Genomic DNA, 13,900 nt, shown 5'->3' on the forward strand with positions numbered 1-13,900 from the left:
GCGATGCCGCATTGCAGCAGTACCTGGCCACCGAAGAGGCGGGGCGCTCGGCACGCATTGCGCTGATCGCCGAGGTCGCCCAGGCCTACCTGGCCCATGACGGTGCCCAGCGCCGCCTGGCCCTGACCCAGCAGACCCTGGTCAGCCGCGAATACTCCTTCGCCCTGATCAGCCGGCACCGCGCCGTGGGTAACGCCACCGCGCTGGACTACCAGGAAGCCCTGGGCCTGGTGGAACAGTCCCGGGCCGACGAGGAGGCCGCCTTGCGCCAGAAGCAACAGGCATTCAATGCCCTGGTGCTGTTGCTGGGCACCGCCGATGCGGCCAAGTCGATTCCCGAGAAGCCGTCGGAGCAGCCGCTACTGGTGCAAGACATCGCCGCGGGCTCGCCGTCGTCGCTGATCGAGCGCCGTCCGGACATCCTCGCCGCGGAACACCGCCTGCAAGCGCGCAATGCCGACATCGGCGCTGCGCGGGCAGCGTTCTTCCCGCGGATCACCTTGACCGGCAGCTTCGGCACCTCCAGCGCGCAGATGTCTGGCCTGTTCGATGGCGGCTCGCGCTCCTGGAGCTTCATCCCGACCCTGTCGCTGCCGATCTTCGATGGCGGGCGCAACCGCGCCGGGCTGAACCTGGCCGAGGCCCGCAAGGACTCGGCGGTGGCGGCGTACGAGGGCACGATCCAGACCGCGTTCCGCGAAGTGGCGGACGCCCTGGCGGCCACCGATACCCTGCGCCGCGAGGAGCAGGCACGCCGGGCCTTGGCCAACACCAGCAACGAATCGCTGAAGTTGGCCAAGGCTCGTTATGAAGGCGGTATCGATAGCCACCTGCGTTACCTGGACGCCCAGCGCAACAACTTCGCCAACGAGACGGCGTTCATCGAAGTCAGCACTCAACGGCAGATCGCCCTGGTGGATCTGTTCCGCTCCCTGGGTGGTGGCTGGAAGGACAATCAGGACCAGCAACTGGCGCAACGCCAGGACCGCCCCTGAATGAGTGACCGCCGCCTGCCGGAGCAAACCCGGCGGGCGGCGCTCGAGGAGGGTAGCGATGCGTGCAATCGATGCCGGGCGCTCTTGCATGTGCGCCGCCCGGACAGCATCAGGCGGACCTGGTAAGGGGGCGAAAAAGGCCGGCTGGAGCGATCCAGCCGGCCTTTTTCATGGGCGCCTGCCCGACTTGGCCTCCTGGGCGACGCTGCCATGCAGGAACATCTGCTCTAGGGAATGGACGGAATTGGCACTGGCCGCACGGCCGCGGCGTTCAGCATCGACCATGCCGTAGATCAGGTTGATGAACAGCTCGGTGAAGGCCGCGGCGCTGATATCGATACGAAACACCCCCTGGTGCTGGCCGCGCAGGAAGAACGCATCCAGATCCTCGATATAGGACGCCTCCTGCTCCAGCATCGGCCCCTTGGGACGATGTTCGAACATCAGCAGGGCCAGCAGGTCGCGGTGGGTGAGGTGCTCCCGGATCAGGTGGCGCAGGGCCTCCAGCGGTTCGGCGGCGTGCAGCCCGGCGTTGCTGGTGATGCCGACGAGCACGTTCTTGGCATGCAGTTCGAGTTGCTGTTCCAGGCTGGCACGGGTCCCGTAGTGGCGGTTGAGCGTGGCCTTGCTCACTCCGGCCAGTTCCGCCAGTTCCTTCATGGTGGCACGTGGGTGATTGACTAGCGCAGTGGTCAGCTGTTTGAGAAGGCGGGCGTCATGCAGTGTCATGGGGTGTTCGGGGCTTCAGGCAAGTGAGGAGATTCCTGGCAAGAAGCACTCCTTGCCGGCACCCGCACATTGTAATCACTTGCCTGAGTCTTTGTGGGTTCATTTGTGACATTAGTATCCTTAAAGATTCTTTGGGGTGTCAGGTGAAAATCTGTGGAACCCTGCCCTTACCGCTCCGGGTGGGGGCGGACAGGGTTGCTCAACGCCCGAGCATCAGGCTCATCAAGCGCTCGAAGAGCTTGCCGTAGGGCGGGTAGAGCATGGGAAAGGCCGGCCAGGCGAACTGCTTGAAGACCGGCCTCATCTTGGAGAACTCCAAGAAGCCTTCATGGCCGTGATAGTGGCCCATGCCGCTGGCGCCGATACCGCCAAAGGGCAAGTCGTGCTGGGCCACGTGCAATCCGCAGTCGTTGATCGCCACGCCGCCTGACTGGGTCTGGGCGATGATCTGCCGCTGCACCTCTGGCTGGCGGGTGAACAAGTAGAGCGCCAGCGGTTGGTCGCGGTCCTTGATGTACTCCACGACCTCCTCCAGTGCCCGACAGATCTTCGGCAAGTCGCTGGTGGGTTGAGCACCGCAGGCAGGTGCTGCGCCCCAGGCGTGGCACCTGCACCCAGGCCAAGGGCAAGCGCCAGGCTTCCCCGGATGGGCGTCAGGGCAGCGGGGCGCTGTGATTTCAAGCTGTCATTTTCGCGAGCCATTGCAGGTGGCTATATATGCGCGGGTTAAATTATATGCATATGAAATTATAATTATTCCGCAGAGTTATCAGGGCTGTTAGCCTGCAACTCGAAAGTCGTCATTGTTCCTGCTGGCCAACAGAGCGGGTCATGTTTCATTGGATGAAACTTAAATCCGGACTGCAAAGGATTGAAGCCTTCTCGGCATTCGCTACCTGGCCACTGAGGAAACGCTCTTTCCGTTGTTAGTCCATTCATTGGATCGATAAACGGTACCTGACATGACGGCCACGCTAAATCACTTGCTGGTAGATGCTGTTCCTGCTGTTCCTTCGTCCCTGGATATCTTCGAACTCAAGGAATCCAACGTTCGCTCTTATTGCCGGGACTTCACCGCAACCTTCCAGACCGCCGAAGGCTCGACGCTGACCAGCGATACGGGGGAGGTCTTCATCGACTTCTTCAGTGGCGCCGGGGCCTTGAACTATGGGCACAACAATCCGCTGCTCAAGGCGGCGTTGCTCGACTACATCGCCCGCGACGGCATCACCCACGGCCTGGATTTCAAGACCACGGCCAAGAAAGCCTTCCTCACCACCTTCCAGGAGCGGATCCTGGCGCCGCGCAACCTGCAGTACAAAGTGCAGTTCCCCGGGCCCACGGGGACCAATGCCGTCGAGGCGGCGATCAAGCTGGCGCGCAAGTACACCGGGCGCCAGAACGTGGTGGCCTTCACCAATGCCTTCCATGGCATGTCGCTGGGCTCCCTGGCCCTGACCGCCAACCCGCGCAAGCGCGCCGGTGCCGGGGTCAACCTGAACAACGTGACCTTCATGCCCTACGACGGCTTCTTCGGCGATGGCCTGGACACCTCGCAATACCTGGCGCAGATGCTGCGTGCCGGCAGCGGGGTGGACAAACCCGCGGCGATCGTCCTGGAAACCGTGCAGGGCGAAGGCGGTGTCGGCAGCGCCAGCGCCGCCTGGCTGCAGGCGGTACGGGACATAGCCCGGGAGCATGGCAGCCTGCTGATCATCGATGATATTCAGGCCGGTTGTGGCCGCACCGGCGACTTCTTCAGCTTCGAGGGCACCGGGGTCACACCGGATATCGTCACCTTGTCCAAGTCCATCAGCGGCTACGGCTTGCCGATGTCGCTGACGTTGATCGCCCCGCACCTGGACATCTGGCAGCCGGGAGAGCACAACGGCACTTTCCGTGGCAACAACCTGGCCTTCGTCACTGGCAAGGCGGTGATCGACCACTATTGGAGCCGGTCGGGGTTCACCGAGGAGCTCAAGGCCAAGGCGGCGTTCCTCCACGAGGGGCTGCTGGAGCTGTCTGCCGGTTTCGCCGCCCAGGCGCCCAATCGGCTCAAGGGCCGGGGATTCTTCAGGGGCATCGAGTTCCAGGACCGGGGGCTGGCACCGAAGATCGCCGCCCGGGCCTATGCCCTGGGGCTGATCATCGAGACCTCGGGGGTCGACGATCAAGTGCTCAAGTTCCTGCCCGCCCTGACCATCAGCCTGGGGCAGATCACCCAGGGCCTGAAGCTTCTCGAGCAGGCCTTCGCCGACGTCGCGAGGGGTGAGCCATGAGCCAGGTCCTGACTCGCTATGCCTCGATCGACGACGCCCAGGCCATTGCGCCGCTGTTGGACAAGTACCGCCAGTTCTATGGCCAGGCCAGCGATTTGTCGCGCTCGCTGGCTTTCATCCTGGAACGTTTCTTTCTTGGTGAGTCGATCATCATCGTCGCCGAACTCGACCAGCGGGTCGTCGGCTTCAGCCAACTTTTCCCAAGTTTCTCCAGTGTCACCCTGGAGCGCTTGTGGATATTGAACGACTTGTATGTCGATGAAGAGCAAAGAGGAGCAGGGGCCGGATTGGCACTATTGAATGCCGCCCGGAAGTTGGGGGTCGATACCCAGGCCAAGCAACTTTTCATCGAAGGCGCCGAAGATAATCCGAAGGCGCGGAATATATATACGCAGTTCGGTTTCATCGAGAACAGTGACTATCACTATTACCACCTTCCACTCAAACATGCCCAAGGATAGGAGCTTTCCCATGTCAGATACTGTTTACGATATTGTCGGTATCGGTTTCGGCCCCTCCAACCTGGCCCTGGCCATCGCCCTGGAGGAAGCGCAATCGCCGCTGAGCTATCGTTTTCTCGACGCCAAGCGCCAGCCGGACTGGCAGGACGGGATGCTGCTCAGTGGCTCGGATATCCAGAACAACCCGCTGCGTGACCTGGTCACCCCGCGCAATCCGCGCAGCCACTACGGGTTCGTCAATTACCTGAAGGAAACCGGGCGCCTGTTCGACTACCTGAACCTGCCGCTGGCCTATCCCTTGCGCCGCGAATATGCCGAATACATCAAGTGGGTGGCCGGGCATTTTCTCGACAGCGTCGAATCCTCGGCCCGGGTGAGCAAGGTCGAACCGGTGCAGCTCAAGGGCCAGCGCCTGTGGAAGGTGACCTACAACGATCACCAGGTGATCCATGGCCGTACCCTGGTGCTGGGCACCGGACGCACGGCGAACGTTCCCGCGGTGTTCGAAGGCCTGACCGGCCCGCGCATATTCCACCTCAACCATTACCTGGAGAACATCCACGACCTGCCGCCCCAGGTGCAGCGTATCGGCGTGCTGGGCTCCAGCCAGAGCGCGGTGGAGATCGTCCTCGACCTGAGTGCCCGGTTCGCCGACAAGGACATCTACGCCTTGCACCGCAGCTTCAGCTTTCGCCTCAAGGACACCAGCCCATTCAGCGACAAGGTGTATTTCCCCGAGTTCATCGACTACTACTTCGCGCTCTCCAGCGAGGCCAAGGCCCGGATCGACCGCCAATTGCGCGGTACCAACTACAGCTCGGCCGATGCCGATGTGATCAACGCGCTGTACGTGCGCATCCATGAAGAGAAGCTGCAGGGCAAGCAGCGTATCCACATCCTCAACAATACCGCCGTGGAGCGCGCCAGCCTGAACGCGGCAGGGCAGGTCGAGCTGGCACTGACCGAGGTCAACCAGTTGCAGTCCTCGCACCTCACCCTGGACGCACTGGTGCTGGCCACCGGGTTCAAGGACATCGCCGACAAAGAGAACGGCGAGCTCTATCCGCCGCTGCTGGAGCCCTATCACCAGGACTTTCGCCGCGACGGCCAGGGCGCCCTGGTGGTCAACCGCGACTACAGCCTGACGGCCCTGGACGGCTTGCCGGCGGTGTTCCTCAACGGCTTGTGCGAGAGCTCCCACGGGCTTGGCGATGCCGGCTCGTTCAGCCTGATCTCGCTGCGGGTGGAGCGCATCCTGTCCGCCTTGCAGGAGCGGCTGGCCCCGGGCCAGGAACTGCGTTCACCCGAGCCGGCGCTGGCCTGAAGCCCGCACCCTGGCGGCAGCCCGGCCGGGCTGCCGCGCCATGACAAGGAGTTGCCATGTTCACCGCAGCATTGATCTATATCCTGGCGGTCATCAGCCCGGGCCCCAACTTCATCATCGTCAGTCGCTTCGCTTCCCTGGGCTCGGTGTCCACGGGGATCGGCGCGACCCTGGGCATCTGCACCGTCGGGGTGTTCTTTTCGACCATCTCGCTGTTGGGCCTGGCGGTACTGCTGGACCAGTATCCGGCTTTCTCCAAGGCGGCCACCCTGGCAGGTTCGTTGTACCTGCTGTATATCGCCTACAGCATCATCCGCAGCGTTCTGGCCAGGACTGCCAGCGCGCCGACCGCCAGCGCGCCCGGAGCCACCAGTTTCACCAAGGCCTACCGCGTGGGGGTGATCACCAACATCAGCAACATGAAGACCATCGCCTTCATGATCAGCATCTATGCCGGGTTTCTTTCCTCGCCACGCTCGGATCTCGAGAAGGTACTGGTGGTGGTGCTATGCTCGACCCTGGAGGTCACCTGGTACTCCCTGGTGGCGCTGCTGTTCGGCCAGGGGCCGGTCAAGGCGCTGTTCCTCAAGTACACGCGGCAGATCGACGTGGGGCTGGCCGTGTTCCTGGTGGCGTTCTCCCTGAACAACGCGATCCCGGTGCTGGTTGCCGCCCGTTGAGGACCTGCCATGCAATGGAACGATCTGCTCAAGGAGGTGGGGGCGCGCTTCAAGCATCGCAGCTGGCTGCTGATCGATCAGCCGCACCATTCTGCCCAAGGCGCTGGCGCTGCGCCGGCCCAGGCCTACCCCGGCGTGACCCTGGTCCTGGACTGCGACCTGGACGGTGTCTTCCAGTTGCTCGAGCGCCTGGAGCCCGGGGTCGGCTATGCCGCGTCGTTGAAATCCGCTGACCTGGCCCGCGCCCCCGGCCCATATCAGGTCCAGCCCCCGGCCTGGTCTCGTCCGGCACCACAGGCCGAGGAGTCGGCAACGAGCCTGCGCTACCACCCCGGCGTCCGGTTGGCCGCCGACGGCCAGCGCAACCTGGCGCAGTTGATCCGGGCCCTGTCGATGATTGCCCATTGACTGCCTGAAGGCCGGGGCAGGGACCGTCAACCCAGGCTCCGCCCGACCGGCAACCGGCGGGCGGATTTTTACCCCAGGCACCTAAAGTTCGGACGTGCCCGGCAGAAAACCCCTAGGCAACGCCAGGTGCTGGTCCAGCCATGATCGCGCCCCTGCCTTGACCCCGTGCATCGAGAAGCTCCGGCCGCCCTGGTATCCCAGGCGTCACTGGCGGCTGTCCGCCATCACGGCAGTCGGCCCCTTCGATTTCCGGACTCCCCAACGCCATGAATGCCTTGCTGTTCTCCCCGCTATTGCTGGGTACCAACATCCTGATCGCCAGCGCGATCATCTGCCTGGCGCTGTGGTACTACTCGCGCCCCTATCCGGGACCGGGCCTGTGGACCCTCGGCATACTGCTGGTGGGGCTGGGCCAGTTGCTGCTGCTGTTCGGTGGCCACTCGGCGGGGCTGGCGTACAACGTGTTGAGCTACAGCCTGCTGACCTCGGGGGAGGCGGTGCTGGTCATCGGCGTGTTCCGCTTCCTCGAGCGTCCCGCGCCCTGGTGGCTGGTGCCGGCGGTTTGCCTGACCGCCGTGCCCTGGCTGTTGTGGCACTGGCTGGGCGAGCCGCTGGAAGCGGAGCTGGTGGTGGCCTTGTACACCTTCGTCAGTGCCTTCGTCCGGGCATTGGCCTGTCGTGCGTTGTTGTGCCTGCCGGGCGATCGCCGGCTGCGCAGCGTACGGATCTTCGCCGCGCTGATGTTCGGTTTGCTGGCCTTGAGCGCAGCCGCCAGCGGTGCCCTCGATCTGCTCCAGGCGCTGCGGCCGCGCAAAGGCCTGGAGGCGGCCGCCGAACTGCTGGCTTTCAACATTGGCTATCCGTTGTGGATCCTCTGCCTGTTCGGCCTGACCCTGCTCAGCCTGCGCCGTTTCCTGCTGGCGGCCGAGCGCAGCGCGGTGCGCTTCGAGCGCCTGATGAACATCACCAGCGCCGCCGTGGTGATCGTCCGCGACGGGCGGATCGTCGATGCCAACCCGGTGCTCAAGCGCCTGTTCGATTGCGAGCGCGAGCATTACCACGAGCGTCCCCTGGAGCACTTGTTCGAAACCGATGCCGACCTGCAGCAACAACTGCGACGGTTCGATGGGGTGCCGCTGGATCGAGTGGCGGTACGCCGCGACGGCAGCCAGTTCGCCGCCGAACTGACCGTCGCGGCCCTCGACGATGGCACCCAGGTGGCGGAGATCCGCGATGTCAGCGGGCGCAAGTCCCTGGAGCAGGAGCTGCGCCAGACTGCCGCCAGGGACGCCTTGACCGGTGCCCTCAATCGACGGGCCTTCATCGAGCGGGCCAAGCTCGAGCTGGCCCAGGACCGTCGACAGGGGCGTTCGTTGTGCCTGGCGATGCTGGATATCGACCACTTCAAGCGGATCAACGACAACCACGGCCACTTGGTGGGCGACCAGGCGCTGAAGGCCTTCAGTGCGGTTTGCGAAAGCCAGGTCCGGCGCACGGACCTGTTCGCTCGCTATGGCGGCGAGGAGTTCGTATTGCTGCTGCCACAGACCAATCGCGAGCAGGCCCTGGCCTTGCTCGAGCGCCTGCGCGAATGCTGGAGCGCGCACCGCTTGGCGCTGCCTGCGGGGGAGTTGGCGTCCACCGTCAGCATCGGCATGGTCCAGGTCGACCAGGAGGCCTCCCTGGAACACTGGGTCAGCCTGGCCGACCAGGCGCTGTACCGGGCCAAGCACGAGGGCCGCAATCGGACCCGGGTGCATGCCGTCGATTGACCCGCAAAGCTGCGCCAGCGTCTAGCGGCAGACCGGCAACACCGACGCGCCAAAGGTGCTGTGGCAGCGGCGGGCAAGCGCCGCACCGCGCATGGTGCTAGCACGGCGCTCGACGCTGCCCGGTGCCAGGAACCTCAGAGGCGCTCGCTGACCTTCCTGTCCTGGCTCGGCGTCACCCAGTACCTGGAGCGGGCGGCGATCCAGCGCACCCTGGAGGATGTGCTGGCGCTCCCCGTCGGTAGTGGCCTGGTGATGAGTTTCATCATCAAGGATCCGGGGCTCGATGGCCTGGACCAGGAGGCGGTGCAGGTGTTTTCCAGCCTGGCGGCCGCTCGCGGCGAACCCTGGATCAGCCGCTTCGACCCCGGGCAGTTGCAGCACTGGCTGCTGGAGCTGGGGTTTGCCGAGGTGCTACTGCTCGCACCGGCCGAGCTGGAGCAACGTTACTTCGCCGGGCGCACGGACCGCCTGCGGGCACCGGTCTTCGAACAACTGGTGATCGCGCGGGTATAGGGCCGGCGAGTGGTCGTCAGGGGCGGTAGATGCTCTTGAGGGTGGCGATGATCTTTGCCACGTCGGGATTGTCGATGCGGTAGTACAGGGTCTGGGCTTCGCGACGGAAGGCCACCAGGCCTTCCTCGCGCATCTTCGCCAGGTGCTGGGACAGGGCCGACTGGCTCAGCGTGATGCGCTGCAGCAGGCCACCCACGGTGATTTCCCCATGCTCGATCAGCAGGCACAGCACCTGCAGGCGGTATTCATTGCTGATTGCGCGCAGCAGAGTGGCGGCTTTCTGCGCGCCTTCGACGAGAAAGCGCTCGTCGTCGCCAATGGGTTCTGGAGTCATGGGGACAGGTAATCCATTAAATTAGTAATTGCTAATTTAGATAATTCTAATATTATGGTTCGGGCTCAAGGCCACCGGAGCGTCGTGAGCCTGCCAGCACCTTGAGTGCTGTGCAAACCCCGCCATTATCCATCAATCAGGAAGGTCCAGAGTGAATATGCCCACTTGGGTCCTGTTGGCATTTGCCGGCTGGACGTTGCTCATCTTGTTCGGCACGGTCGGCGTCTATCGCTGGTCGCGCATCCTGACCGGTCGCGCCACGGTGAGCGAGTGGCAGCCGGACAAGCCCCAGGGCAGCGATTGGTACCAACGGGCCATGGCTGCACACCGCAATTGCGTGGAGAACCTGCCGGTGTATGGCGCCATCGTGCTGGCGATCCATGTATCGGCCGTCACCAGCGGCGCCCTGGACGGCCTGGCACTGCTGATGCTGGCTGCGCGCATGGCCCAGAGCCTGGTGCATATCTGCCTGCCACAGACCGACAAGGTCGCCAGCTGGCGTTTCGCGTTCTTCTTCACGCAGATCCTGGCCATGATCGGCATGGGCGTGCTGGTGGCCAGTCACGCTTGATCAGGTGCCGGACGCTCGTTGGGCGGCATGCCGAACCTCGAACGTAGCGCCCAGCCATCCGGACACCCTCAGCCGGGACGGTAGCGTCCTTGTTCGTCCTGCTGCACCCGGCCGGCCTGCTGCAGCTCGGCCAGGTGCTGGGCAATGGTGCGCCGTTCGGCGCTCGCCACCCAGGGCGCGGTGTGTCCCGGTGGGTACAGCAGCCCGCGTTGCACCAGTTGTTCGAGTGCTTGTGGTTGCTCGTCGAGCCAGGCCAGGAGCCGGTTTTCACGCTCATCGAGCTTGCTGGCGAACGCCGACAGGGCATTGAGGAAACTGTCACGATCGGTGTAGACGCCCCGGTGGTGCGAAGTGACCCAGACCCTGGCCGGGATATCCGGCAAGCGCTGCAGGCTGCGGCGAAAATCCCCCAGGTTGGATGTGGCGTCGCCGTAGTAGGGGCCGAAGCCGGTCAAGTCGATGTCGCCGATGAAGGCCACGCCCTCGGGCTCGACCAAAAGCACCGTATGGCCGGCGGTATGCCCGGGCATATGGAAGGCGCGGACCCTGGAGCGTCCCAGTTCCCAGCAGGAGCCGTCCTGGTAGCCCTGGGCATCCGGGCGCGGGGCGTAGAAGAACTGTCCCTGCAAGTACTCGAGCATGACCCGGGCCTGTTCCGGGTGACTGATCCCGAACGCCGCCGCCAGGCCCTCCCAGCTCCGGGCCGCGGCCAGGTCTGCCTGGTGGACGTGGACGCTGGCTCGGGGCAGGCGATGCAGGCCGGCCATGTGGTCCTCGTGGACATGGCCCAGGACCACCAACTCGGTGGCATCGAACCAGGGGCCGATGCAGTTGGCGACGATGGGGGTATCGAAGGCCGCCAGGGTGTCCGTCCCGCGGATCATCACTTGGTTGCCGTCCGGGTACTTGCCGTGGCGCTTGCCGAAGAACACCGAGACCCGGCCGAAATCCAGGCGTTCGATTCCGGGGGATGAAGCTTCGCCACCATGGGCTGATCGCATGTGTGCCTCGCTTGTGCCAAGTTCGGATAACCCTCGCCACTATAATCGTGTGCCTGCATTCGCCGGCTTGCAGAAGCAAGATTCGCTGGTTGAATGCCGCGGGATTCGCAGGAGTTGACTCTGGAATCGACATGCACACCGGTGCTAGAGTGCGCCGCAGCGCCGCTTCCATGGCGCGTTCAACCACCTGCCCGGGGACGACCCCGGGGCCAGGATCGACATGCGGGACGGCCCGAAGCTTCTGAGCAAGCCCCCATGGCCAGCGTCCCCGCTACTTTTCCCTGCCTGCTCCATCCCTTGTGCTGCGCACGAGCCTCTTCTTCATGCCGCGCGGTTGCTGCGTGCCTGCGCCCAGGCCCGGCGTGGCTTACCCGCCGGCGCCCCCTGCAACGCCGGACAGGGGCGTGCCAGCCAGTGATTCACCGCGAACCGGAACCTGCCATGGCCTGGGCTATGTTCCTTGTGCAATGAACCGAAGATGAGACCGACATGAGCGAACTTTCCCGAGTAGTGCCGTTGTCCACAGTCCTGCGCCTGGCCGGCTCCTGGCTGGTGGTGGGCCTGTTCTTTTTCCAGGGGAGCGAGCTGCTGGCCGCGCCCCTGCAGCCACTGACCGCCAGCTGGGTATTCTTGCTGCTGTTCTGCACCATCCTCGCCGCTGCGTTCGGCGTGGTGCATGAGGCCGACCACCTGGCCCGGCAACTGGGCGAACCCTACGGCACGTTGATCCTGACCCTGTCCATCGTTTCGATCGAAGTGATATTGATCGCCTCCATGCTCCTGGGCCCGGGGGAGCTGCCGACCATCGGCAGGGATTCGATATTCGCGGTGATGATGATCATCATGAACCTGGTCATCGGCCTGTGCCTGGTGGCTGGAGCTGCGCGCAACGGCGAGCAGGAATACAACGCCCAGGGCGCAGCTTCCTACATCTCGATGGTCGTGCTGCTCACCGGCATCGCCTTGCTGCTGCCGAACTTCACTTCCGGGGCCGGTGAGTTCAGCGCCACCCAGGCCATGGGAATCTCGGCCATCACGGTGTTGCTGTACGGCGCTTTCCTGTGGTTGCAGGTGGGCAGCCACCGGCGATTCTTCGTCCAGCCGCCGGCCGGTAGCCTGCACCTTCCCCAGGCGCAAGCCGGCACTGATGCCGACGTGCAGCCACCGGCCAATCGCCGGGAAATGCTCCTGCGCACCCTGGTCTTGCTCGGGCTCATCCTGCCCATCGTTTTGCTGGCCCATTACCTGGCGGTGGTCACCGACTACGGCATCGCCCAGGCCGGGGCGCCGGTGGCGGTTGGCGGCGTGCTGATCGCGATCATCGTCTTCACCCCCGAGTCGATCACGGCGATCAAGGCCGCCTGCAACAATGAAATGCAGCGCACCCTGAACCTGTGCCTGGGCGCCTTCGTTTCCACCGTGGGGCTGACGGTGCCGGCGGTGCTGGTGATCGGCTTGATCACCCAAAAGCAGGTGATCATGGGGCTGTCTGCCGCCGAGATGCTGCTGTTCGCCATCACCGTCGGGCTCACCCTGGTGAGCTTCGGCGGCCAGCGCACCTCGCCGCTCCAGGGGTTCATGCATTTGGCAGTGTTCGCGGTATTCGGCCTGTTGCTTTTCTATCCTTGAGCAGGACGGGCGAGCCGGGCTTGCCCCTTGACCCTGAACCGGGCTTGAAGGTTAGCGTCGCAGCCAGATCGAGGAGGGCAGCGTGCCGCCTCGCCCAACCCTGCCAGGAGCCGCACCATGAATGAACGATCCAGCCCAGCCGAACCGATGCAATGGATGATCTACGGCGCCTATGGCTACACCGGCGAGCTGATCGCCCGCGAAGCGCACCAGCGCGGCTTGCGCCCGGTGCTGGCCGGACGCAGTCGCGACAAGGTCGAGCCGCTGGCCCGGGAGCTGGGCCTGGAGGCCCGGATCTTCGGGCTCGATGAACCGCAACTGGCGGCCCGCATCCAGGACATGGACCTGGTCCTGCATTGCGCCGGGCCGTTCTCGGCCACCGCCGCGCCGATGATGCAGGCCTGCCTGGATGCCAAGGCGCACTACCTGGACATCACCGGCGAGATCACGGTCTTCGAACATGCCCAGGCCCTGGACTTGCGCGCTCGGGAGGCCGGGGTGGTGATCTGCCCGGGCGTGGGCTTCGACGTGATCCCCACCGACTGCGTCGCCGCCGCGCTCAAGGCGGCACTGCCCGATGCCACGCACCTGGCCCTGGGCTTCGACTCGCGCTCGAGCTTCTCGCCCGGCACGGCCAAGACCTCGGTGGAAGGCATGGCCCAGGATGGCAAGGTGCGGCGCGACGGCAAGATCGTCACGGTGCCGCTGGCCTACCAGGTGCGGCGCATCGATTTCGGCGCCGGTGAAAAGCTCGCCATGACCATTCCCTGGGGCGACGTATCCACCGCCTACCACACCACCGGCATTGCCAATATCGAGGTCTTCCTCCCCGGGTCGGCCGGGATGATCCGTGGTGCCAGGTGGGCCAACCTGGTCCGTCCGCTGCTGGGCCTGGCCTGGGTGCAGAAGCGCCTCAAGGCGCATATCGGCAAGACCGTGACCGGCCCGGACGATGCCAAGCGGGCCGACCAGGGCACCTATGTATGGGGCGAGGCGCGCAATGCCCAGGGCCAGCGCAAGGTGGCCCGGGTGCACACCGCCAATGTCTACAGCCTGACCGTCAGTGGCGCCCTGGCAGTGGTCGAGTACCTGGCGGGCGAGCGCCCCCCAGCGGGCGCGTACACCCCGGCGAAGTTGCTCGGGGCCGGGCTGGTCAGCAGCCTGCCGGGTTCGGGCCAGATGCGCATCGAGTGATCGGTGACCA

At 64.6% G+C, this 13,900-nt stretch carries 15 protein-coding genes; 11 read left to right on the forward strand and 4 right to left on the reverse strand.

Annotation, left to right across the window (positions count from 1 at the left end; genetic code table 11):
* A partial coding sequence (locus AC3WK8_RS18615) for an efflux transporter outer membrane subunit (RefSeq protein ID WP_492574076.1) occupies positions 1 to 995 on the forward strand: 995 nt, incomplete at its 5' end.
* Positions 996 to 1,163: 168 nt separating this feature from the next.
* Here the strand turns inward: AC3WK8_RS18615 and AC3WK8_RS18620 are convergent.
* Both AC3WK8_RS18620 and AC3WK8_RS18625 read right to left on the reverse strand, forming a co-directional pair.
* Positions 1,164 to 1,724 carry a TetR/AcrR family transcriptional regulator gene (locus tag AC3WK8_RS18620; RefSeq protein ID WP_103325512.1) on the reverse strand — a complete coding sequence of 187 codons (561 nt, stop codon included), beginning with the start codon at positions 1,722 to 1,724 and terminating at the stop codon, positions 1,164 to 1,166.
* A 199-nt stretch (positions 1,725 to 1,923) separates the two neighbouring features.
* Positions 1,924 to 2,280 carry an aldehyde dehydrogenase family protein gene (locus AC3WK8_RS18625; RefSeq protein WP_256592302.1) on the reverse strand — a complete coding sequence of 119 codons (357 nt, stop codon included), beginning with the start codon at positions 2,278 to 2,280 and terminating at the stop codon, positions 1,924 to 1,926.
* 463 nt (positions 2,281 to 2,743) lie between these two features.
* On the opposite strand from AC3WK8_RS18625, the gene ectB reads away from it, so the two are divergent.
* The 7 genes from ectB (at position 2,744) to AC3WK8_RS18660 (ending at position 9,161) form a co-directional block, all read left to right on the forward strand.
* Entirely contained in the window at positions 2,744 to 4,003 is a 1,260-nt protein-coding gene (gene ectB / locus AC3WK8_RS18630; protein WP_207245088.1) for a diaminobutyrate--2-oxoglutarate transaminase, read from the forward strand.
* Positions 4,000 to 4,464 (forward strand): GNAT family N-acetyltransferase, encoded by a 465-nt coding sequence (locus AC3WK8_RS18635; RefSeq protein ID WP_022640982.1) that lies wholly within the window; start codon positions 4,000 to 4,002, stop codon positions 4,462 to 4,464. The genes ectB and AC3WK8_RS18635 overlap by 4 nt, the downstream gene beginning before the upstream one ends.
* 10 nt (positions 4,465 to 4,474) lie before the next feature.
* Positions 4,475 to 5,788: a SidA/IucD/PvdA family monooxygenase gene (locus AC3WK8_RS18640; RefSeq protein ID WP_158250058.1), complete on the forward strand. Its 1,314-nt coding sequence runs from the start codon at positions 4,475 to 4,477 to the stop codon at positions 5,786 to 5,788.
* 56 nt (positions 5,789 to 5,844) lie between these two features.
* The gene (locus tag AC3WK8_RS18645; protein ID WP_053129770.1) at positions 5,845 to 6,468 is read left to right on the forward strand and encodes a LysE family translocator; all 624 of its coding nucleotides are present in this window, start codon (positions 5,845 to 5,847) and stop codon (positions 6,466 to 6,468) included.
* A gap of 9 nt (positions 6,469 to 6,477) precedes the next feature.
* A complete protein-coding gene (locus tag AC3WK8_RS18650; protein ID WP_103325509.1) occupies positions 6,478 to 6,876 on the forward strand; it encodes a hypothetical protein in 399 nt (132 codons plus the stop codon).
* A 266-nt stretch (positions 6,877 to 7,142) separates the two neighbouring features.
* Positions 7,143 to 8,648, forward strand: coding sequence for a sensor domain-containing diguanylate cyclase (locus AC3WK8_RS18655; RefSeq protein ID WP_103325508.1), 1,506 nt, complete (start codon positions 7,143 to 7,145; stop codon positions 8,646 to 8,648).
* A 60-nt stretch (positions 8,649 to 8,708) separates the two neighbouring features.
* Positions 8,709 to 9,161: a hypothetical protein gene (locus tag AC3WK8_RS18660; RefSeq protein ID WP_103325507.1), complete on the forward strand. Its 453-nt coding sequence runs from the start codon at positions 8,709 to 8,711 to the stop codon at positions 9,159 to 9,161.
* Between the two features lie 16 nt (positions 9,162 to 9,177).
* On the opposite strand, the gene AC3WK8_RS18665 is transcribed toward AC3WK8_RS18660, so the two are convergent.
* Positions 9,178 to 9,495: an ArsR/SmtB family transcription factor gene (locus AC3WK8_RS18665; protein ID WP_022640972.1), complete on the reverse strand. Its 318-nt coding sequence runs from the start codon at positions 9,493 to 9,495 to the stop codon at positions 9,178 to 9,180.
* Positions 9,496 to 9,652: 157 nt separating this feature from the next.
* Between AC3WK8_RS18665 and AC3WK8_RS18670 the strand changes: the two genes are divergently transcribed.
* Positions 9,653 to 10,066, forward strand: coding sequence for an MAPEG family protein (locus AC3WK8_RS18670; protein ID WP_219738419.1), 414 nt, complete (start codon positions 9,653 to 9,655; stop codon positions 10,064 to 10,066).
* 68 nt (positions 10,067 to 10,134) lie between these two features.
* On the opposite strand, the gene AC3WK8_RS18675 is transcribed toward AC3WK8_RS18670, so the two are convergent.
* Complete coding sequence (locus tag AC3WK8_RS18675) at positions 10,135 to 11,067, reverse strand: MBL fold metallo-hydrolase (RefSeq protein WP_085599411.1); 933 nt, start codon at positions 11,065 to 11,067, stop codon at positions 10,135 to 10,137.
* A 489-nt stretch (positions 11,068 to 11,556) separates the two neighbouring features.
* On the opposite strand from AC3WK8_RS18675, the gene AC3WK8_RS18680 reads away from it, so the two are divergent.
* Both AC3WK8_RS18680 and AC3WK8_RS18685 read left to right on the forward strand, forming a co-directional pair.
* The gene (locus tag AC3WK8_RS18680; RefSeq protein WP_103325505.1) at positions 11,557 to 12,696 is read left to right on the forward strand and encodes a calcium:cation antiporter; all 1,140 of its coding nucleotides are present in this window, start codon (positions 11,557 to 11,559) and stop codon (positions 12,694 to 12,696) included.
* 117 nt (positions 12,697 to 12,813) lie between these two features.
* Positions 12,814 to 13,890, forward strand: a complete 1,077-nt coding sequence (locus AC3WK8_RS18685; protein WP_103325504.1) for a saccharopine dehydrogenase family protein — start codon at positions 12,814 to 12,816, stop codon at positions 13,888 to 13,890.
* Positions 13,891 to 13,900: the final 10 nt, after the last annotated feature.

It is taken from the genome of Pseudomonas sp. FW507-12TSA, assembly GCF_058781435.1.